The sequence below is a fragment of the Amycolatopsis rhabdoformis genome (assembly GCF_035918295.1).
Lineage (GTDB): Bacteria > Actinomycetota > Actinomycetes > Mycobacteriales > Pseudonocardiaceae > Amycolatopsis > Amycolatopsis rhabdoformis.
Window position 1 is genome coordinate 4,854,994 of the sequence record NZ_CP142149.1, and the last position, 19,337, is coordinate 4,874,330.

19 protein-coding genes are annotated in these 19,337 nt (G+C 70.9%); 8 read left to right on the top strand and 11 right to left on the bottom strand.

Annotation, left to right across the window (positions count from 1 at the left end; genetic code table 11):
* Positions 1 to 26 precede the first annotated feature (26 nt).
* Positions 27 to 812, top strand: a complete 786-nt coding sequence (locus tag VSH64_RS22100) for an IclR family transcriptional regulator (RefSeq protein ID WP_326837547.1) — start codon at positions 27 to 29, stop codon at positions 810 to 812.
* Here the strand turns inward: VSH64_RS22100 and VSH64_RS22105 are convergent.
* The gene (locus tag VSH64_RS22105; protein WP_326837548.1) at positions 806 to 1,438 is read right to left on the bottom strand and encodes an MBL fold metallo-hydrolase; all 633 of its coding nucleotides are present in this window, start codon (positions 1,436 to 1,438) and stop codon (positions 806 to 808) included. The two genes, VSH64_RS22100 and VSH64_RS22105, sit on opposite strands and share 7 nt — an antisense overlap.
* Entirely contained in the window at positions 1,435 to 2,520 is a 1,086-nt protein-coding gene (locus VSH64_RS22110; protein ID WP_326837549.1) for an S-(hydroxymethyl)mycothiol dehydrogenase, read from the bottom strand. The genes VSH64_RS22105 and VSH64_RS22110 overlap by 4 nt, the downstream gene beginning before the upstream one ends.
* A gap of 151 nt (positions 2,521 to 2,671) precedes the next feature.
* Between VSH64_RS22110 and VSH64_RS22115 the strand changes: the two genes are divergently transcribed.
* Positions 2,672 to 3,937: a helix-turn-helix transcriptional regulator gene (locus tag VSH64_RS22115; RefSeq protein ID WP_326837550.1), complete on the top strand. Its 1,266-nt coding sequence runs from the start codon at positions 2,672 to 2,674 to the stop codon at positions 3,935 to 3,937.
* A 6-nt stretch (positions 3,938 to 3,943) separates the two neighbouring features.
* On the opposite strand, the gene VSH64_RS22120 is transcribed toward VSH64_RS22115, so the two are convergent.
* From VSH64_RS22120 to VSH64_RS22130, 3 genes are read right to left on the bottom strand one after another with little or no spacing between them, the layout of a single operon-like run.
* Positions 3,944 to 5,527, bottom strand: a complete 1,584-nt coding sequence (locus VSH64_RS22120; RefSeq protein WP_326837551.1) for a class I adenylate-forming enzyme family protein — start codon at positions 5,525 to 5,527, stop codon at positions 3,944 to 3,946.
* A gap of 20 nt (positions 5,528 to 5,547) precedes the next feature.
* Complete coding sequence (locus tag VSH64_RS22125; RefSeq protein WP_326837552.1) at positions 5,548 to 6,333, bottom strand: enoyl-CoA hydratase/isomerase family protein; 786 nt, start codon at positions 6,331 to 6,333, stop codon at positions 5,548 to 5,550.
* Positions 6,330 to 7,670 (bottom strand): MFS transporter, encoded by a 1,341-nt coding sequence (locus VSH64_RS22130; protein ID WP_326837553.1) that lies wholly within the window; start codon positions 7,668 to 7,670, stop codon positions 6,330 to 6,332. Before VSH64_RS22130 ends, VSH64_RS22125 begins: the two co-directional genes overlap by 4 nt.
* A 632-nt stretch (positions 7,671 to 8,302) precedes the next feature.
* On the opposite strand from VSH64_RS22130, the gene VSH64_RS22135 reads away from it, so the two are divergent.
* Positions 8,303 to 9,508, top strand: a complete 1,206-nt coding sequence (locus VSH64_RS22135; RefSeq protein ID WP_326837554.1) for an MFS transporter — start codon at positions 8,303 to 8,305, stop codon at positions 9,506 to 9,508.
* Between the two features lie 74 nt (positions 9,509 to 9,582).
* On the opposite strand, the gene VSH64_RS22140 is transcribed toward VSH64_RS22135, so the two are convergent.
* Entirely contained in the window at positions 9,583 to 10,374 is a 792-nt protein-coding gene (locus VSH64_RS22140; RefSeq protein ID WP_326837555.1) for an enoyl-CoA hydratase, read from the bottom strand.
* Positions 10,375 to 10,377: 3 nt separating this feature from the next.
* Positions 10,378 to 10,929 (bottom strand): OsmC family protein, encoded by a 552-nt coding sequence (locus tag VSH64_RS22145; RefSeq protein WP_326837556.1) that lies wholly within the window; start codon positions 10,927 to 10,929, stop codon positions 10,378 to 10,380.
* Positions 10,930 to 11,085: 156 nt separating this feature from the next.
* On the opposite strand from VSH64_RS22145, the gene VSH64_RS22150 reads away from it, so the two are divergent.
* Together VSH64_RS22150 and VSH64_RS22155 are read left to right on the top strand one after the other, a co-directional pair.
* Positions 11,086 to 11,718, top strand: coding sequence for a TetR/AcrR family transcriptional regulator (locus tag VSH64_RS22150; RefSeq protein ID WP_326837557.1), 633 nt, complete (start codon positions 11,086 to 11,088; stop codon positions 11,716 to 11,718).
* Position 11,719: 1 nt separating this feature from the next.
* A complete protein-coding gene (locus VSH64_RS22155) occupies positions 11,720 to 12,709 on the top strand; it encodes an acrylyl-CoA reductase family protein (protein WP_326837558.1) in 990 nt (329 codons plus the stop codon).
* Between the two features lie 7 nt (positions 12,710 to 12,716).
* On the opposite strand, the gene VSH64_RS22160 is transcribed toward VSH64_RS22155, so the two are convergent.
* The gene (locus tag VSH64_RS22160) at positions 12,717 to 13,661 is read right to left on the bottom strand and encodes a TetR family transcriptional regulator (protein ID WP_326837559.1); all 945 of its coding nucleotides are present in this window, start codon (positions 13,659 to 13,661) and stop codon (positions 12,717 to 12,719) included.
* A 104-nt stretch (positions 13,662 to 13,765) separates the two neighbouring features.
* Between VSH64_RS22160 and VSH64_RS22165 the strand changes: the two genes are divergently transcribed.
* From VSH64_RS22165 to VSH64_RS22175, 3 genes are read left to right on the top strand one after another with little or no spacing between them, the layout of a single operon-like run.
* A complete protein-coding gene (locus VSH64_RS22165) occupies positions 13,766 to 14,809 on the top strand; it encodes a phosphotransferase family protein (protein WP_326837560.1) in 1,044 nt (347 codons plus the stop codon).
* A 6-nt stretch (positions 14,810 to 14,815) separates the two neighbouring features.
* On the top strand, positions 14,816 to 16,036 hold the full coding sequence (locus tag VSH64_RS22170) for an acyl-CoA dehydrogenase family protein (RefSeq protein ID WP_407655659.1): 1,221 nt from the start codon (positions 14,816 to 14,818) through the stop codon (positions 16,034 to 16,036).
* Positions 16,037 to 16,040: 4 nt separating this feature from the next.
* Complete coding sequence (locus VSH64_RS22175; protein WP_326837561.1) at positions 16,041 to 16,712, top strand: histidine phosphatase family protein; 672 nt, start codon at positions 16,041 to 16,043, stop codon at positions 16,710 to 16,712.
* Between the two features lie 101 nt (positions 16,713 to 16,813).
* On the opposite strand, the gene VSH64_RS22180 is transcribed toward VSH64_RS22175, so the two are convergent.
* The 3 genes from VSH64_RS22180 to VSH64_RS22190 all read right to left on the bottom strand — a co-directional run bounded on the left by VSH64_RS22180 (position 16,814) and on the right by VSH64_RS22190 (position 19,317).
* Positions 16,814 to 17,548, bottom strand: a complete 735-nt coding sequence (locus tag VSH64_RS22180; RefSeq protein WP_326837562.1) for an IclR family transcriptional regulator — start codon at positions 17,546 to 17,548, stop codon at positions 16,814 to 16,816.
* Between the two features lie 199 nt (positions 17,549 to 17,747).
* Positions 17,748 to 17,894 carry a hypothetical protein gene (locus VSH64_RS22185; protein WP_326837563.1) on the bottom strand — a complete coding sequence of 49 codons (147 nt, stop codon included), beginning with the start codon at positions 17,892 to 17,894 and terminating at the stop codon, positions 17,748 to 17,750.
* A gap of 13 nt (positions 17,895 to 17,907) precedes the next feature.
* Complete coding sequence (locus VSH64_RS22190) at positions 17,908 to 19,317, bottom strand: amidase (RefSeq protein ID WP_326837564.1); 1,410 nt, start codon at positions 19,315 to 19,317, stop codon at positions 17,908 to 17,910.
* Positions 19,318 to 19,337: the final 20 nt, after the last annotated feature.

Below are 19,337 nucleotides of genomic sequence, written 5' to 3' on the forward strand. Positions count from 1 at the left end.
ATCCGGCGGCACCGCATACTGTCGCGATGACCGAGCGATCCGGCGGGAAACCGGCCCACGGTGAGCCCGTGGTCGACCGCGCCCTGCGGCTGCTGTCCGCGTTCGAAGGCCGCGCCGACGGCCTCACCCTGACCTCGCTCAGCGCCCGCGCCGGCCTGTCGAAGAGCACCACCCTGCGGCTCGCGCGGCGACTGATGGTCTGGGGCGCCCTCGAACGGACCGAGGACGGCACGTTCGTGATCGGCCTGCGGTTGCTGGAGATCGCGTCGATGGCACCGCGGGGTCACGGACTGCGCGCGGTCGCCCTGCCGTTCATGGAAGACCTGCACCACGCCACGGGCCAGCACGTGCTGCTGGCCGTGCGCGACGAAACCGAGGCGGTGGCGGTCGAACGGCTCTCGGCGCACGACGCGGGGCGGGTGCTGTACCGCGTCGGCGGCCGGATGCCCTTGCCCGCCACCGGCGTCGGCCTGGTGCTGCTGGCCCACGCGCCGGTGGCCGTGCGGAACGAGGTGCTCGCGGACGACCTCGTGCTGGACGACACGGGCGAGCGGGTGACGCCGGACCAGACGCGCCGCGCGCTCGCCGAAGTGCTGCGCACCGGAGTGGCGACGATGGAGCGGACCCGCCCCGAACCGATGCGGTCGGTGGCCGCGCCGATCCACTCCGGCGGCAGCGTCGAGGCCGCGGTGTCGGTGATCGCCCCGGCCGGCTCCGCTTCGACGACCGCACTCACACCCGCCGTGATCACGGTGGCCCGGGCGATCTCCCGCGAGCTGAGCCGAGCCGGCCGGCGCGGGCAACCTCAGTGACCGCGCGCGATCCACTCCGCCAGGTACGGGGCTTCCGCGCCCACCGTGGTGCCGTCGCCGTGGCCGGTGTGCACGAGCGTGTCCTCGGGCAGCGACAGGAGCCGGTCGCGGATCGAGGTGATGATCGTCGGGAAGTCCGAAAAGGACCGGCCCGTGGCGCCGGGCCCGCCGGCGAAGAGCGTGTCGCCGGAGAACAGGGCCTTGGCCTCGGGCAGGTGCAGGCACAGCGAGCCCGGTGAATGTCCTGGCGTGTGCAGGAATTCCAGTGCCGTGCCCGCCACCGCGAGGCGTTCGGCGTGGGCCGCGGGCCAGAACTTCTCGCCGGGGTGCGTGAGGTCCCACAGCTCGCGGTCGGCGGGGTGCAGCACCACGGGGGCGTGCAGGTTCTTGCCGAGCTGCGGCGCGACGGTCACGTGGTCGTTGTGGGCGTGGGTGCACACCACGGCGACCACGTGGCGTTCGCCGACGGCCTGGGTGATGGCCTTCTCGTCGTGCGCCGCGTCCACGATCACGACCTCGTCGTCGTCACCGACGAGCCAGACGTTGTTGTCCACATCCCAGGTGCCGCCGTCGAGCTGGAACACCCCGGACGTGACGACCCGCTCGATGCGCAGCGCACCGCTCACAGGATCACCACCGAGCGCAGCACCTCACCCGCGTGCATGTCGTGGAACGCCTTCTCGACGTCAACGAGGCCGATGCGCTCGCTCACGAAGCGCTCGAGCGGCAGCCGGCCCTGCAGGTAGAGGTCGATCAGCATCGGGAAGTCGCGCTCCGGCAGACAGTCGCCGTACCAGGAGGATTTCAGCGAGCCGCCGCGGGAGAAGAAGTCGAGCAGCGGCATCTCCAGGCGCATGTCCGGCGTCGGCACGCCGACCAGCACGACCGTGCCGGCCAGATCGCGCGCGTAGAACGCCTGGCGCCACGTCTCGGGCCGGCCGACCGCGTCGATCACCACGTCGGCGCCGTTCCCGCCGGTCAGCGCGGCGACCGCGTCCACGGTGTCGGACTTCGAGGCGTCGACGGTGTGCGTGGCACCGAGGTCACGGGCCCACGCGAGCTTCCGCTCGTCGCGGTCCACGGCGATGATCGTGGTGGCGCCGGCCAGGCGCGCGCCGACGATGGCCGCGTCGCCCACGCCGCCGCAGCCGATCACCGCAACCGAGTCGCCCCGGCCGACCGCGCCGGTGTTCACGGCCGCGCCGAGCCCGGCCATCACGCCGCAGCCGAGCAGGCCCGCGACGGCGGGATCGGCGGCGGGGTCGACCTTCGTGCACTGGCCCGCGTGCACCAGCGTCTTGTCCGCGAACGCGCCGATGCCCAGCGCCGGCGTGAGCTCCGTGCCGTCGGTGAGGGTCATGCGCTGGGTCGCGTTGAACGTGTTGAAGCAGTACTGCGGGCGGCCCCGCTTGCAAGCGCGGCACTGGCCGCACACGGCGCGCCAGTTGAGGATCACGAAGTCACCGGGCTGCACGGACTCCACGCCCTCGCCGACGCTTTCCACCGTGCCGGCGGCCTCGTGGCCCAGCAGGAAGGGGAACTCGTCGTTGATCCCGCCCTCGCGGTAGGTCAGGTCGGTGTGGCAGACGCCGCACGCCGCCACCGCGACGACGACCTCACCGGGGCCGGGGTCCGGGATCACGATGTCCGTGAGCTCCACCGGGGCTCCCTGCGAGCGAGCGATCACACCGCGCACCTGCTGTGGCATTCGACTGGTTCCTCATCGTTGCTCGGTTTGTCATGCGTGACGACGCATGGCACAGGCGACGTTAGTCCCGGCCCGCCGGTGCGCGGCCTGTCCTTCCGACGAGGAATTCCTGGTCTTCCGACCAGGTCGCCGGTCGGCTACAGTCGGCGACGTGCCCGAGGAAGTCGACCTGCCGGGCCTGCGCGAGGTCATCGCCGGGCCGCTGCACGACATCGCCGGCCGGTTCTCGCGGTTCCTCGCCGACCGGTGGCCGCACCGGGCCCTGGTCATCTTCACCCGCGAGTGCACGGGCCGGCCCCGCAAGGTCGCCGGGGAGAGCGAGACGATCGGCAAGGTCACCATCGCCGAGCTCGAACACCTGAAGGCCCGCGTCGAGCCCGGCCGGCCACTGAGCACCACCGCCGTGCTCAGCGGCGCGATCCGGCCGGCCTGGGTCCTGCAGGACCCGATCGGCACCCTGCTGGTGCTCGTCCCCCGTTCGCTGCGCGCCCGCTTCCCGGACCCGGCCGAACTGGCCGACGTGTTCGGTGTCGTCGCGACCTCCATCCGCCAGCAGGTGGCCCAGGCGAGCCCCGACTACCTCGCCGAATCGCGAGCGGCGTCGAGCGAACGCGCCCGCACCATCGCCGAGATGGCCGCGGCCCAGGAGCGCACCCTCGTCACGATGCTCACCGCCCTGCGGTCCACGAAACTCGACGACCACCGGGCCCGGCTCGCCGCCACCGAATCCGCGTCGACCGCGCTGCTCGCGTTGCGCTCGGCGCAGCAGGCCGACCTCGCCGTGTCGGAAGAACCCGCCCAAGCCGCCTTCGCCCGCCTGCGCCGCGAAGTACGCCAGCTCCTTCGCCACCACGACGCGGAGCTGGAGTTCGCCGCACCGGCGAAGGACGTCCGCCCGCTGGCGGGCGAAGTCGCCTACGCCGCCCGCGCCATGACCTCCACCGCCGTCCTCGCCTTCATGGCCCAGCCCACCCTCAAGCGCCTGCGCATCGCCTGGTCCTGCGACGACTCCGCCCTCCGCCTCGACATCCGCGACCACGGCCCGGGCCCCCTCGACGCCGCCGCGCTGCACCTGCAGCTCGACGGCCGCGCGAAAACCCTCCGCGCCGCCGTCGACATCGACTCCGTTCCGGGCTGGGGCAGCCGCGTCACGATCGGCTTGCCCCTGGACCCACCCCCCGACCGCAGCGAGGCGACCCTCCTGGCGAACCTCAACCGCCGCGAACTCGAGGTGCTCCAGCTCGTCGCCCAGGGCCAACGCAACCGCACCATCGCCGAGGCGCTGGGCATCACGGAAAGCACTGTGAAGTTCCACGTGGCCGGCGTGCTGAAGAAACTCGAGGTCACGTCCCGCGGCGAGGCGTCGGCACTGGCGCTGACCGCCGGGATCACGGCACCCCGCCGGGCCGCGGACTGACCGCCGTCACTTCTCGAGTTCTTCGAGCAGCCCACGCCGCAGTTCGCCACGTTGGATCTTGCCCGTAGGGGTCTGCGGCAGGGTGTCGGTGAGGTGGAGTTGCGCCGGCACCATGAACTTCGGCAGGTGGTGCCGGGCGTAGGCGAGCAGGGTGGCGGGGTCGAGGTCGGGCGACTCGGTGACCACGAAGGCGACGATGTCGTCCTCGCCGTACTGCACGCTGGGGATGCCGACGACCGCGGAGCGCGTTACCTGCGGGTGGCTGTCGAGCACGACTTCGACGTCGAAGGGGCTCACGTTCTCGCCGCGGTGGCGCAGGCGGTCACCCATGCGTTCGAGGAAGTGGATGTAGCCGTCCGGGTCGACCCGCACGGCGTCGCCGGTGTGGTACCAGCCGCCGGCCGTCGCGGTGGCGGTGGCGTCCGGCATGTTCCAGTAGCCGGCGAACATCTCGGCGGGGTCGGTGGTGCGGGTGAGCAGCTCGCCGACCTGGCCGGGCTCGACGTCGGAGCCGTCCGGGGCGACCACGCGGAACTCGGCGCCGGGGCGGATCTTGCCGGCGGCACCCACGGGAACGGGGTCCCGGCCCGGTGAGACGATGAGGGTGGACTGTTCGGTGGAGTTGTAGCTCGTGGTGTACCAGGCGCCCAGCCGATCGGCCAGCGGTTGCAGGTCCGGGTTCGAGGGCACGGCGTAGAAGCGTTCGATGGGACAGGGGTCGCCGTCGGGTAAGTCCATTGTGGACACGTACCGGGTCATCTCCCCCATCAGCACCGTGAACGTGCAGCGGAACCGGTGGACGTCGGCCATGAACGACGACGTGGACCACTTCCGGCGCAGCAGCGCGACGCCCTTGGCCAGCGCGGCGCCGTACACGCAGCCGGTGCCCGAGATGTGGTTGAGCGGCCACGGGATGTAGACCACCTCGTGCGGGCCGGCGTACTCCGTCTTGCACGTGTGGACCGCCATCTTGTACACCTGCAGCCACTGCAGGACCACGGCTTTCGACCGACCGGTGGTGCCGGAGGTGAAGGTGAGGGCCGGGCAGTCGGTCCAGCTGTGCACGTAGTCGAGCGGGGTGTCCCGAACGGCCTGGGCGTCCGGCGAGTCGAGGTCGCGGAGGTCACCCGCCCGCGGGAACGGCGTGGCGAGCGGACCGTCCGGACCGGACTGCACGTACACCCGGGTGTGCGGGGGCAGCCGAATGTCCTCGAAGTTGCCGGCGAACTGCTCGTCGACCAGCAGGGCCGCCGGTTCCGTGAGGTCGAGCGCGTGTTGCAGCAGCGGCCCGCGGTACGCCGTGTTCAGCGGCACGGAGATCGCCCGGTTGTAGCAGCAGGCCAGCCACGCGATCACGCCCTCGATGGTGGTCGCGAACACCGTCGCGACCCGGTCGCCGTCGCCGACTCCGCTGCCCCTCAGCGACGCGGCCCACGCCGTGGCGCGGCGGTGCACGTCGCCGTAGGACAGTGCGGCGCCCTCGACGTCGCGCAGGAAGATCCGGTCGGGGTCCTCCTGCGCGAGGTTGCGAACGAGGTTGGGCAGCACCAGCCGGACGTCGGGACGCGCCGGGCCGTCGAATTCCGCCATGAGCAAAACCTCCGTTGCGGCTACTGGGTGGCCGGTGCCGCGAACCGGGCGCCGTACTCGGCGCCGCTGGCCCGTGACTCCGGATCGAGGTGCGCGGCCATGAGGGCGACGAGTTCGTTGCGCTGCCCCGAAACGATCTCGTCGGCCGTTTCCCGGATCTGCCGGGTCGATTCCATCAGCACCAGCGAAGACCGGCGCGCGACGGCGGTGGCGACCTCCGTGACCCGGTCCGCGAGCCGGTCGTGGTCCACGACCTCGGTGAAGAACCCGCCGGCGAGGGCTTCCTCGGCCCCCATCGCCCGCCCGGTGAGCAGCAGGTCCGACGCCCGCGTGAGCCCGATCAGCCGGGCCAGCCGCGGGAACCCGCCCATCGAAAACGGGGCCCCGAGGTCGAGTTCGGACAGGCGCAGCGAGCTGTCGGTGCTGCCGTACCGAAGTTCGCACAACGTCGGCAGGACGAGTCCGGCACCCACCGCGTGGCCCTGCACCTGCGCGATCTTGACCACCGGCGCGGTCTCGATGTCCACGAACATCTGCTGGTACCGCGAGTACTCCAGCAGCCGATCGCGGGCGGTCGTGCCCTGCCACGGGACCTTGAGGTCGTGGCCGGCGGAGAAGGACCGGCCCTCGCCGCCGAGGATCAACACCTTGGCATCGCTGCGGTAGGCGTACTTCTTCACCGCGTAGGAGATCTCTCGGCTCACCTCGACGTTGAGCGGGTTCCGCTGCGCGGGCCGGGTGAGGGTCAGGCGCACCACGCCGTCGGTGATCCCGGCCTTGATCGTCGCGAGCTGTTCGGTGGTCACGAGCGGGCGGTCCTTCCCGAGGTGAACAGGGACTTCTTGAGATCGGAGCCCAGCGTCTCCGGCACGATCCGCAGCACGAGGATCTCCACAATGGACACCACGATCAGGTAGAACGACGGCGCGAGCGCATACCCGGTCACGTCGACGAGCAGCTGGTTCACGAACGGCACCGTGCCGCCGAACACCGCGTAGCCGAGGTTGTAGGCGAAGCCGATGCCCGAAGACCGGACGCTCGTCGGGAACAGTTCGTACAGGGTCACGTAGCCGCCACCGCCGAGCAGGCAGACCCCGGCCGACAGGATGACCTGCGCGCCGAGCGCGGCCGAGAAGGTGCCGACCGAGCACAACAAGTAGGCCGGGTACGCGGTGACGGCGAGGAAAACCGCCCCGGTGATCATGAGTGGCTTGCGGCCGTAGCGGTCGGCCAGCTTTCCGCAGTACGGCAGCGTCAGCACGATGAAGATCACCGAGATCGACGTGCTCGTGGTCGCCGGCACCTGCGCCATGCCGATCGTGTTCACGAGGTAGGTGAACATGTAGCTGTTGATCGTGTACGCGCTCACCGCGAGCGCACTGATGATGAGGCAGACGAGCACCATCGCCTTCTTGTGGTGCGCGGTCGCTTCCTTGAACGGCTTCTTCGCCAGCTTGCCCTTATCGGCGAGAGCCACGAATTCCTCGGACTCGGCCACCTTCGACCGGATGACGAATCCCACGAAGGCGAGCACCCCGCCGAACAGGAACGGAATCCGCCACACCCACTGCACGGCGGCGTCGCTGCCGAACACGCTGTCGAGGCCGATCACGAAGAACCCGGCGAACGCCGAGGGCACGTAACTCGCGGCGAACGCGATGGCGATCCAGGCGCCGCGCTTGGCCTTCGGCGCGGACTCCAGCACGAGCGGCCCCATGCTCGACGCCTCACCGCCGGCGGCGAAACCCTGGATCAGCCGGAGCAACAGCAGGATCACGGGAGCGGCGACGCCGGCGGTCGCGTAGGTGGGCAGCAGGCCGCAGACGAGGGTCGAACCACCCATCAGCAGCACGGTCATCGCGAGGATGTTGCGCCGGCCCAACCGGTCGCCGAAGCGGCCGCAGACCATGCCGCCGAGCGGGCGCATGAAAAACCCGGCGCCGTACACGGCCAAGGTGCTTAGGATCGCGAGCGAACTGTTTCCCGCCGGGAAGAAGTTCAACGCCAGGATCGGCGCCAGTGTCGCGTAGGCCAGGAAGTCGTACCATTCGACGAACTGTCCTACCGCGGCGCCTCTGATGACTCGCTTCTCGCGAAGGGTGAGCGTCGGCTCAGCTTCCTTCGCCGAAACTGTTGCGCTCAATGTTCTTCTCCTGCTCTTCATTGAGAGGGAATGTCCAACGAATTGAGGATTTTCGAGTGGGTTCACCGATCACGGCGAAATCCCGCGCTTCGACCGGGAAAGCGGGTCCGGACCGGCGCACGGCGAGAACTCCCTCCGGCGCCGCGGGACGCGGCGGCGACATCACGATCCGCTCAGTCTCCTTCCGAGGAGAGTTACGGTGTTCGTCCCGCCACGGCATACTTACTTGCATGTCAGTCAGGGGCAGTGGGAAGAATCTAAGGTCGGGTGTTCAGCCTTGTCAAGAGAAGCCACCCTCTTGTTCGGCAAGACCGAACGGATGCGAGCGCCGCGCCACCTCCTCGACCCACCGCACAGGAACGCCGACCGAGGCCGATCCTCGCCCGCAATCACTGGTCACGAGGCTCGTTCACCTGCGCGGAATCGGCGTGATCGATCATCACAGCCACCGACCGGAGGCCCGTCAGCACAATCCCGAACGGCCGCCTCGACCGGCGCCGAGCCCACCACTAGCGTCCCCGACTGAGCGATCGTTCGGTCTGACGATCCGGGCGGCCGGCCTGAGGCCAGGCGACTGGCGCCGGAGATCGCGTGGCCCGCTTCGCCCCGTCCCCCAGGCAGGAGAGTTCCCGATGTTCGTCAGATCGTCCATGCAGCGCGCGCTCATCGCCACGAGCCAGGTGGCCGCGTTGACCTGCTGGTTCTCCGCGTCCGCGGTCGGCCCCGCGCTGCAGGAGGTGCTCCACACCAGCTCTGAAGGCGGCGTGCTCCTCACTTCCGCGGTCCAGCTCGGTTTTGTCGTCGGCGCGCTGTTCTCCGCGCTGTTCAACCTGCCGGACCGGATCCCGCCGGTGATCCTCTACGCGGTGAGCGCCGCGATCGCCGCCGTGACCACGGCCCTGGTCGCCTTGATCGCCCACGACCTTCTGGTCGCCGTCCTGTTGCGGCTCGTGACCGGCTTCGCCCTCGCCGGCGTGTACCCGGTCGGGATGAAGCTCATGGCCTCCTGGGCCGCTCCCGAACGGCGGGCCCGCGCGCTCGGTCTGCTCGTCGGCGCGCTCACGCTCGGATCCGCCACTCCGCAGCTGATCAAGGGCGCCCAGGTCTCGTCGTGGCAGGGTGTGCTGCTCATCGCGGCTGCCATCACCGCGGCCGGCGGGCTCATCGCCCTGATTTCCGTGCGCCCGGGCCCGAACCTGGAGAGCGGCACGGTCCGGCTCGACCCGCGGTACGCCATCCGCATGTTCGCGCAGCGGCTGCCGCGCCTGGCGAACCTGGGCTACCTGGGGCACATGTGGGAGCTGTACGCCTTCTGGACGTGGCTGCCGGTGTTCCTGTTGGAGAGCCAGCTTTCGCGCGGCGCCGCGGCCGGCTCCGAGGTGAACTACGTGGCCTTCGCCGCCATCGGGATCGCCGGCTTCGGCGGCTGCCTGCTCGGCGGTTATCTGGCCGATCGCGTGGGGCGGGCGCCGTCGGCCGTGCTGGCGCTCGTGGTGAGCGGCACGTGCTGCCTGCTGTCACCGCTGATCTTCGGCTTCAACCTCGTGACCGTGACGGTGTTCGCGCTGATCTGGGGCGCGGCGGTGATCGCCGATTCGGGCGTGTTCTCCACCGCGCTGAGCGAAACGGCCGACCAGCGCTTCATCGGCACCGCCCTCACGATGCAGACGGCGGCCGGGTTTTTCCTGACCACCGTGAGCATCCAGATCGTGCCGCTCCTGGCGCGGGCCACCTCGTGGCGCTACGCCTTCCTGATCCTCGCGATCGGCCCGGTCATCGGCGCCACCGCGATGACGCGGTTCGGCCGGCATGCGCGACTGCAGAAGAACAGCCGCTGAGCTCCGGCGACCGGTCGGTTCACGCTGATCCGGTTGCGCGGCCCGAAACCGCGCAACCGGACAGCGTCACGGCGTCACCGGTGGAACGTCGGCACCCGCTTCTCGAGGAACGCCTTGGTCGCCTCCACCGCGTCGACGCTGCGCGAGGACCGGATGTGCCGCGCGGCTTCGCGGTCCAGCGCTTCGACGAACCCGAGGGACTCGCCGTCGTTGAGGTTCGCTTTCACCCCCGCCTGCGCCTCGGTGGGCCCGGCCGCGAGACCGCGGGCGAGGTCCTCGACGCGCTGGTGCAGTTCGTCGTCGCTGTCGAGGACTTCGGTGACCAGGCCCCAGTCGAGCGCCTTGCGGGCGTCGATCCGGTCGCCCAGCAGGTACGCCTCCCGCGCGCGGGACCGGCCGACGATGCGCGGCAGTGTCCACGTGCCGCCGAAGTCCCCGGTCATGCCGACTTTGAGGAACGCGGTCACGAACACCGCCGAGCGGCTGGCGTAGCGCAGATCGGCGGCGCAGGCGAGCGAAAGCCCGGCACCCGCGCAGGCACCGTGCACCGCGGCGATCGTGGGTTTCGGCATCAGGTGCAGCAGTTGCGCGATCCGCATGAACCGCCGCAGGTTCCCGGTCGCCGTGGAGAGCGAGCCCGCGTCCCCCACGCCGCCGCCGACCCCGGCTTTGAGGTCACCGCCCGCGCAGAAGGCGGAACCCGCGCCGCGCAATACGACCGCGCGCACGCCGCGGTCGTCGGCCACCTGTTCCAGCGCGGCGAGCAGCTCTTCGAGGAACGGATCGGTCATCGTGTTCAGGCGCTCCGGCCGGTTCATCGTCACGGTCGCGACGCCGGCGGCCTGCTGCGTGTGGACGAGAGTCATGGCTCAGGCCAGCTTCGTCGTCACGGTGACCCCGCGCACGAGCGTGTCGCGGATCGGCGACCGTTGCTCGACGAGCTTCACCAGCTCTTCGAGCTGCTCACGGCTCGCCTCCGGGGCGTCGACGTCCACCGTCACCCGCAGCTCCTGAACGCCGGGCGAAACCGCTTTGTCGATCCCGAGAAAACCGCTGAGGTCGAAATCCGCCTCGAGCGCGAGCCGGTACTTGCGCAGCTCGATTCCCTGCGCCGCGGCGTTCGCCACGAGGGTCACCGTGTAGCAGCCGGCCAGTGCCTGCAACACATACTCGCCGGGCGAAACCGCGGTGTCGCCGCCGAGCAAGGCCGCCGGCTCGTCGCTTTCCAGCACGAATTTGCCGGCCCGGCGCGGGTCGCGCACACCACCCTGCACCAGCGCGCCGGTCGTCGACCGAACCGCCAGCCCGCCTTGCCATTCTCCTTGCACGGCAAAGGTCACGTGCCCCAGCCGCCGTTCCTCGGTCACCGCGGCCACCGTTTCTCGCAACGCGGTCACATCGAATCCATTGATGACAGGCATGACTGCACTCCTTGTTCCGGGGTGAGTGGGAGATCTGTCGGCGGGGGGCGAAAAGCCTGGACTCCGGCCGGGATCGGACTTACTCTGACTTACATGCAAGTAAGTGTCAATGACCTCGACTGGGCAAGAGCCGGTTCACCCGGGCAAGCTGGACGGATGAAGAACGACATCGGCACGGCCGCGCGGATCGTGGCCTTGGCGCAAGAGGTCATGCAGGTGAGCGGGTACGCCGGGCTGCACTACGGCACGCTCGCCGAGAACCTCGGCATCACCCGCGCCGCGGTGCACCACCACTTCCCCAACAAGGTGGACCTGGCGCGGCGCGTGATCGCCGAGTACATCGAGTGGACCCGCGGGCAGTTCGCGGCCATCGACGCCACGGGCGCGCCGGTGCACGACAAGATGCTGGCGTACTTCGCCCTCTACCGGCTGATCATCGAAGACGGCGACGAACGGCTCTGCCCGGGCGGCATGCTCGCCGCCGAGGCGATGACGCTGCCGCCCGAGCTCAAGGCCGACGTGCGCGAGTTCTTCGACCTCCACATCACCTGGGTGGCCAAGGTTCTCCTCGGCGACGGCTCGCGGACCGAGCCCGAAGGCGAAGCCGCCCGCGTGGTCGCCGCGCTGCAAGGCGCGCTGCTGGTTTCGCGCCTGTACGGGCGCCCGGAAAGCTTCGACGCGATCGTCGACGGGCTCATGGCCATCGTGCCCACCACCCCGCCGGGCGCGACCGCCCGCCCGGCCCGCAAGGCCGCCGCGGCCCGGACCGGAACTGTCGAGGGACCCTGACTTGACCGAAACCTTTGCCGCCTACCGGATTTTCGGCGACGCCACGAAGTCCACCAGCCGGTTCACCCGCATGCGCGAGTCGGAGCTCGACGAGGGCGACCTGCTGATCGAGACCAGCTACGCCAACATCCAGTACAAGGACGCGCTCGCGGCGACCGGTACCAGCGGTGTCGTGCGCCGCTTCCCGATGGTCGGTGGCACGGACGTCGCCGGGGTCGTGCTGAAGAGCGGCGACCCGCGCCACTCCCCCGGTGACCGCGTCGCCGTGCTGTCCCACGGCCTGGGCGAGACGCACAACGGCGGCTACGCGGAACTGGTGCGGGTGCCGGGTTCCTGGGCGCTGCCGATCCCCGACGGTCTCGACGACGAGTCGGCCATGGCCATCGGCAGCACCGGACTCACCGTCGCGCTCGTGCTGCACCGGTTGGAAGCACAGGGAATCACGCCCGAGTCCGGGCCGGTCGCCGTGACCGGCGCGACCGGCGGCGTCGGCAGCATGGCGATCGACCTGCTCGCCCGCCGCGGCTACGAAGTGGTCGCGATCAGCGGAAAGCCCGACGCCGTCGGCTACCTGCGCGAGCTCGGCGCGAGCGAGGTGCTGCCCCGGGAGGTCTACACCCTCGAAAAGCGCGCGCTCGGCGCCGGCCGCTGGGGCGCCGCGATCGACAACGTCGGCGGCGACGCGCTGTCCTGGCTCCTGCGCACCACCCGCAACAACGGCGCCGTGGCGGCGGTCGGCAACACCGGCGGCACCGAGGTGCACACCAGCGTTTTCCCGTTCATCCTGCGCGGCGTGACGCTTCTCGGCATCAACGCGGCGATCTTCGACCCTCAGCTTCGCGCCGAGCTGTGGCAACGCCTGGCCGGCGATCTGCGTCCCGCGCACCTGGCCGACATCACCCAGGTGATCCCGTTCGCCGAGCTGCCGAGCATGTTCGACCGGTTCCTCAGCAGCGAAGTGCGCGGCCGCATCGTGGTGAAGATCCGCTGACCGCGGGTCAGTCGATGCCGACCATGCGCAACGCGAGCGCGGCGTACTCCCGCGCGATCTCCTGCGGCGACGTCGGGCCCGCATTGTCGAACCACTGCGGCAGCGACGTGCACATGGTGGAGATCGCGCGGCCGTCTTCGCGCGCCCTCGCCGTACGGGCGAGCCCGCTCGCCACGGCGGCCTCGATCTCCACGTCGAGCAGGCGCTGGATCGCCGAGCGCCGCTGGGCGATGCGCGCGCGGTCCGGGGACTCGACGCTGCGCATCTCGGTCGCGCCGATGAAGGCGAGGTCGGCCCGCAGGGTGTGGAACAAGGCCAGTGCCTCGACGAGGGCGGCCAGTCGGTCGGCCGGTCTGCGGTCCGTCGGCTCGCGGTTGGTCAGCTCGCGGTCCGTCGGCTCGCCCTTCATCGACTCGGCCGAATCGCGGGCCGCGGGCAGGCGCCAGTCGAGCTCGTCCATGGTCAGGTCGAGGATCTTCACGAGCAGCCGCTGCTTGTTCTCGTAGTGGTGGTAGATCCCCGCGACGCTCATCCCCGCGCCGGCGGCGATCGTGCGCATGTTCGCCCCGTGGTAGCCGGTTTCGACGAAGCACTTGATGGCGCTCAGCAGCACCGGGTCGATGTCGAGCCGCGGGAACCGGCGCCAGTCGGCACCGTCCGCGGGAGGCGGCGCAGGGCTGAGCGAGACCTCCGGCTCGGCGGCGGGTTCGCGGGTGGCACCGCCCTGGATGAGCTCGGCCGGCTCGACCGAGAACACGCCCGCCACCTGGAGAAGCCGATCGACCGTGACCGCCGTGCGGCCGTTCTCGATGGCGCTCACGGTCGCCGCGCTCACCTCGAGCCGGGCCGCCATCTCGCGGACCGACCAGCGCCGCTGGCGCCGCAACGCCCGGATCCGGTCGCCGGGAGTGGCCGCTCCCGCGACCGGCGCGCCATTGTCCCTGTCGCTCATCTGTTCAGCATACCTGAACAAAACATCCCCTTCGGTGCACTGCGTTCCGGCCTGTACGTCGGATATGCTCGAGACAGCTGAGCGGATGTTCACTAGGAGAAGTCTTGAGCGAACTGCCCTACGGCGCCCTTACCCGACCGGCGCGGCTCGGTCCCGCCCTGGCGGAGGCGACGGGCGACGACCGATGGCTGGCCCACGAAGCGCACCTGATCGCCGGCGGGAAGTCGAACCTGACGTTCGAGCTCTCGTGCGCCGCCGGCTCGCTGATCCTGCGCCGGCCGCCGACCGGGCACCTGCTGCCGAAGGCCCACGACATGGGCCGCGAAGCGCGGGTGCAGCGCGCGCTGTACGGCTCACCCGTGCCGGTGCCGCGCATCGTGCTCGAGGAGCGTGAGGCCGGCCTGCTCGACGTGCCGTTCTACGTGATGGAGAAGGTGCGCGGCGTGGTGCTGCGCGACGAGCTGCCACCCGGCTACGCGCAGACCGCCGCGGACCGGGTCGCGCTCACCGACGCGCTGGTCGACGGGCTGGCTGCGCTGCACTCCGTCGACCCCGACGAGGTGGGGCTCACCGACTACGGCCGGCCCACGGGGTTCGCCGCGCGCCAGGTGCGCACGTGGACGCGCCAATGGGATTCGGCCAGGACGCACGACGTGCCGGCCGTGACCGAGCTGGCCGCACGGCTGGGGAAGCACGCCTGGACCGAGCCCGCCCGGCCCGCGATCGTGCACGGCGACTACCGCCTCGACAACTGCCTCTTCGACGAAACCGACCCGCGCCGGCTCGCCGCGGTGCTCGACTGGGAGCTCTCCACGCTCGGCGATCCGTTGGCGGACCTGGGCCTGCTGCTCTTCTACTGGGTGCAGCCCGGCGAACCCGAGCCGGCGTTGACCCCCGCGCTCACCTCGGTCGCCGGCTTTCCCACCCGCGACCACGTGGTCGCCCGGTACGCGGCGGCCTCGGGCGCCGACCTCGGTGACCTCGACGCGTACCTCGCGTTCGCGCACTTCAAGTTCGCCGCCATCGCCCAGGGCATCGCCGCGCGCGTCGCGGGCGGGCAGATGGCCGGCCAGGACTTCGGTGACCTCGACGCCGAGGTGGCGCGCATCGCGCAAGCCGGACTCGACGTTTTCCAGCAAAGGAGCTGACCCCCCGTGGACTTCGACCTCTCCCCCCAGGCCCAGGACGCCTGCGCCCGCATGTGGGACTTCATGGACGAGGAGATCTTCCCCGCCGAGGCCGTGTGGGCGCGACAGCTGCGCGAACACGGCGAGCACAGCCACCCGCCGGTGATGGAGGAGCTGAAGGCCTCGGCACGCCGGCGCGGCCTCTGGAACCTGTTCCACCGGGAGTTCGGCGGACTGTCCAATGTGGAGTACGCCGCCGTCGCGGAGGTCACCGGGTGGTCGCCGGTCCTCGCGCCGGAAGCGATCAACTGCCAGGCGCCCGACACCGGCAACATGGAGACGCTGCACCTGTTCGCCACGCCGGAGCAGCGCGAGCGCTGGCTCACGCCGCTGCTCGAAGGCGAGATCCGCTCGGCCTTCGCGATGACCGAGCCGGCCGTCGCCTCCTCCGACGCCACGAACATCGAGACCTCGATCGTGCGCGACGGCGACGAGTACGTGATCAACGGCCGCAAGTGGTGGATCACCGGCGTCGCCGACGAGCGCTGCGAGATCTTCATCGTGATGGGCAAGACCGACCCCGCCGCGGCGACGCACCGGCAGCAGTCGATGATCCTGGTCCCGCGCGACACCCCCGGGCTCGAGATCGTGCGGCACCTCCCGATTTTCGGGTACCAGGACCAGCACGGGCATTCCGAGCTGCAGTTCGACGACGTGCGGGTGCCGGCCGCGAACCTGCTCGGCCAGGAGGGCGACGGGTTCCTGATCTCCCAGGCCCGGCTCGGGCCCGGCCGCATCCACCACGCCATGCGCGCGATCGGCATGGCCGAGCGAGCGCTGGCGCTGCTGGTCGACCGTGCGAAGAACCGCGTCGCGTTCGGACAGCCGCTGGCCGAGCAGGGGGTGGTGCAGGAGCTCATCGCGAAGTCGCGGATCGAGATCGACCAGGTGCGCCTCTACGTCTACCGCACCGCGTGGCTCATCGACCGCCACGGCGCCAAGGGCGCGCGCGGCGAGATCGCCGGCATCAAGGTCGCCGCGCCCGCGGTCGCCACCGCCGTGATCGACCGCGCCATCGAGGTGTTCGGCGGCGCGGGCGTCTCCGACGACACGCCGCTGGCCTACTTCTACGCCTGGGCGCGGGTGCTGCGCATCGTCGACGGACCCGACGCGGTGCACCGCCGCACCATCGCCCGCGGCGAGCTCAAGCGCGCGAGCACCGGCCGGCGCTCCGGGCTCGACGGCTGAGACCTTGGGCATCCTCCTCCTCGTGCGGCACGGCCAGGCTTCCTTCGGCGCCGCCGACTACGACCGTCTCTCGACCGCCGGGCACCACCAGGCCCGCCGCGCCGGGGCCGCCCTCGCCGCCGCGGGCCTGGTGCCGACCCGCATCGTCCAGGGCACCTTGCGCCGCCACCGCGAGACCACCGCCGCCATCACCGAAGGCGGCGGCTGGCACCACGCGGCGACCGACGACGCCGACTGGAACGAGTTCGACCACCTGGCCGTGCTGCGCACCGCCGGCTACGACCTCGAGACACTCACCGACCGGCGCACTTTCCAGGCCGCCTTCGACAAAGCCGTCGCACTCTGGCACGCAGACCACGGCGGCCCCTGGCCGGAACGGTGGCCGGGGTTCGCGGCACGGACCACCGGCGCACTGGCGCGGGCCGCCGCCACGGCCGGACCGGGCGAGGTCGTCCTGGTCGTGAGCTCGGCCGGCCCGATCGCCGCCGCGTGCGCCGCGGACCTGGAGTCGGCCGCCGAGCAGTGGCACCTGCTCGACGCCGAGCGATGGCGCCGGTTCAACACGGTCCTGGTCAACACCTCGCTGACCCGAATCCTGGTCGGCACGGCCGGGCCCCGGCTGCTCACGTTCAACGAGCACCAGCACCTGACCGCCACCGAGGTCACGTATCGGTAGGGGTTCGGCGTTGTCCCGCAACCACTTCCGCGGACCAGTCGCCAGAGCACTCACACCAGGGAAGCGCACCGAACCGCCATCCCGAAGGAAACCAGGAAAACTCAGCTCGCCGTGAGCAGCGCGATCCGTTCCTGCACCGCGGCCGCCGCCTCGACGACCGACTCCACGAGCCGCGTGCGCCGGCGCTCGAAGCGCATCGGCGTGGTGGAAATGCTCAGCGCGGCCACGGCCTGGCCCGTGGCGTTCTTCACGGGCGCCGCCACGCAGCGGATCTCCGGCGTGATCTCCCCCAGGTCCAGCGCGTACCCCTGCGCACGGATCGCCGCCAACGCGTGAAGACCCGTGAGGTCCGCCGGTTCGCCGGCACCGACGTCGAGCGGCGAGGGGTCGCGTGGCGCCGAGTGCGCGAGCAGCACCTTGCCCATCGCCGAACGCGTGGCGTCCACCTGCGCGCCGACGCGGGCGCCGACGACCGTCACGTACTGGTAGCCCGCCACCTTGTCCAGGTACACGACCAGGTTTCCGCGCAGCACACCGAGGTTCACGGTCTCGCCCAGCTCCTCCGACAGCGCCCGGATGGTGCCGGACGCCTCGGCCCGCACGTCCACGCGCTCGGTGAGCACGCCGTTGAGCGCCGCGATCTTGGTGCCGAGCTGGTAGCGGCCGCGAGCCGGGGTGGCCAGCAGGCCGGTGCTGACCAGCGACCGCAGCAGCCCGTGCGCGGTCGAGCGCGGAATGCCCAGTGCGGCGGCGATCTCACCGAGCTCCCACTCCTGCCGGTCGGCGGTGAAGAGGTCGAGGAGGGGGCCGATCCGCTCGACAGTTTTCAGTCCCATGTGAACCCGGTTCCCGGCCTGCGCTGAGCCGTTCGGTCTTGGCGGCGATGACGCACCAACCGGTCGCGAAAAGGGTGCTCGGCACACCGTTTTCGCAGGTTAGCCGGATGAGCCTACCTCCGACCAGCCGGGTCCACCAGCGGCGTCCGAGGCCCGGGACCGGGTGAGCCGCGCCGCGGGAGGCGCGGCTCACCCGGGTTCACGGATCCGCTCGGTGACCGCCCGCGGGCAGGGTTTCCGCGGCCTCGGCCACCACGTGGTGCAGGGCTTCGGCGGCGTCGGCGAACACCTGGCGCAGGGCGTTCAGCGCGGCGAGCTCTTCGGGGTCGTCGGTCCAGTCGGGCATGGCGGTTCTCCGTTCAGGCGAGGCTCAGCAGCGGGGTACGGGCCAGGTGGAAGGCGGTGCGCCGCTGGAAGGCGTCGCCGGTGCGCAGCGCGAGATCGTCGCGCCACCACGGCGCGGCGATGGACATCGACAACGGCGTGCGCACGCTCGACAGCCCGATCGGCACCGCGAGCGTCGGCACGCCGAGCAGGTCCCAGTACGGCGTGAGGATGCCGGCGTAGACCTCGAGCGGGTCGAGCAGCGACACGTCGGCCAGCTTCGGCGCCCCGACGTGCCAGGTCGGGCACACCAGCACGTCGACGTCGGCGAACACCCGCGCGATGCCTTCCCGGGCAAGCTGGCGCACCCGCTGCGCCTGCACGTAGTCGGCGCCCGACAGCGCGTCGACCGCCGCGATCATCAGCCGGGTCGGCTGCCCGTAGTCGGTCCAGCGCTTGAGCAGGTTGTCGCGGTGGTAGGCCAGCGCCTCGCTCAACATGATGATGAGGTTCGCCACCGCGCCCTCGTCGAACAGCGGCAGCGTCACCTCGACCAGATCGGCGCCGGCCGCGCGCAGTGCCTCGAGCGCGCCGTCGAACAGTGCGGGCTGGGCCGGGTCGATCCCGCCCGCGGCCGCGCGGTCCAGCCGGTCGACGCCGATGCGCAGCCCCGCCAGGCTGCCGGTGAGGGCGCGCGGGTAGTCCACCGGATCACGGCGCGCGCTGTACGGATCGCCGGCATCGTGGCCCGCCATGACGGACAGCATCAGCGCGCAGTCGGCGGCGCTGCGCGCCATCGGGCCGGGGTGGTCGTTGGTGAACCCGAGCGGCACGATGCCCGACTTCGGCACCAGCCCGAACGTCGGCTTCAGCCCGGTGACCCCGTTCCACGCGGCCGGCACGCGGATGCTGCCGGACGTGTCGGTGCCGAGCGCGCCGAGGAACATCTCCGCGGCGACCCCGGAACCCGAGCCGGAGCTCGACCCACCGGCCCACCGTTCGGCGTCCCACGCGAGCGCGGGCACCGGGAACGGCTTGCGCGGATCGGGGTTGCCGATGGCGAACTCCATCGTGGTGACCTTGCCCATCATCACACCGCCGGCGTTGCGCAGCCGCTCGACCACGGGCGCGTCCCAGTCGCCTTCGCCCCACGCGGGGTCGAAGGCGACGCTCTGCGCGGTGGTCGGGCCTTCGGCGTCGTGGATGATGTCCTTGATACCGATCGGAATTCCGGCCAGTGGCCCGACTTCGCGGCCTTCGGCCACCGCCCGGTCCACGGATCTGGCTGTTTCCAGCGCGCTCTCGGTGTAGCGCGTGAGGAACACACCGAGCTTCTCATCCAGCGCGTCGGCGTTGTCGATGCACTGGCGCACCAGGCTTTCCGCGGTGAGAGTTCCGGATCGGATCGCCAGCACAGCGTCGTTGATGGTGAATGGCGTACTCAAGGGGATCTCCGTTTCCTGAA

What these genes read in the sequence shown, in the direction of transcription:
- VSH64_RS22140 (WP_326837555.1), bottom strand. Translation starts at nt 10,374, where the DNA reads ATGACTCTCGTCCACACGCAGCAGGCCGCCGGCGTCGCGACCGTGACG.
- VSH64_RS22135 (WP_326837554.1), top strand. Translation starts at nt 8,303, where the DNA reads ATGTTCGTCAGATCGTCCATGCAGCGCGCGCTCATCGCCACGAGCCAG.
- VSH64_RS22120 (WP_326837551.1), bottom strand. Translation starts at nt 5,527, where the DNA reads ATGGCGGAATTCGACGGCCCGGCGCGTCCCGACGTCCGGCTGGTGCTG.
- VSH64_RS22100 (WP_326837547.1), top strand. Translation starts at nt 27, where the DNA reads ATGACCGAGCGATCCGGCGGGAAACCGGCCCACGGTGAGCCCGTGGTC.
- VSH64_RS22145 (WP_326837556.1), bottom strand. Translation starts at nt 10,929, where the DNA reads ATGCCTGTCATCAATGGATTCGATGTGACCGCGTTGCGAGAAACGGTG.
- VSH64_RS22185 (WP_326837563.1), bottom strand. Translation starts at nt 17,894, where the DNA reads ATGCCCGACTGGACCGACGACCCCGAAGAGCTCGCCGCGCTGAACGCC.
- VSH64_RS22180 (WP_326837562.1), bottom strand. Translation starts at nt 17,548, where the DNA reads ATGGGACTGAAAACTGTCGAGCGGATCGGCCCCCTCCTCGACCTCTTC.
- VSH64_RS22150 (WP_326837557.1), top strand. Translation starts at nt 11,086, where the DNA reads ATGAAGAACGACATCGGCACGGCCGCGCGGATCGTGGCCTTGGCGCAA.
- VSH64_RS22160 (WP_326837559.1), bottom strand. Translation starts at nt 13,661, where the DNA reads ATGAGCGACAGGGACAATGGCGCGCCGGTCGCGGGAGCGGCCACTCCC.
- VSH64_RS22110 (WP_326837549.1), bottom strand. Translation starts at nt 2,520, where the DNA reads ATGCCACAGCAGGTGCGCGGTGTGATCGCTCGCTCGCAGGGAGCCCCG.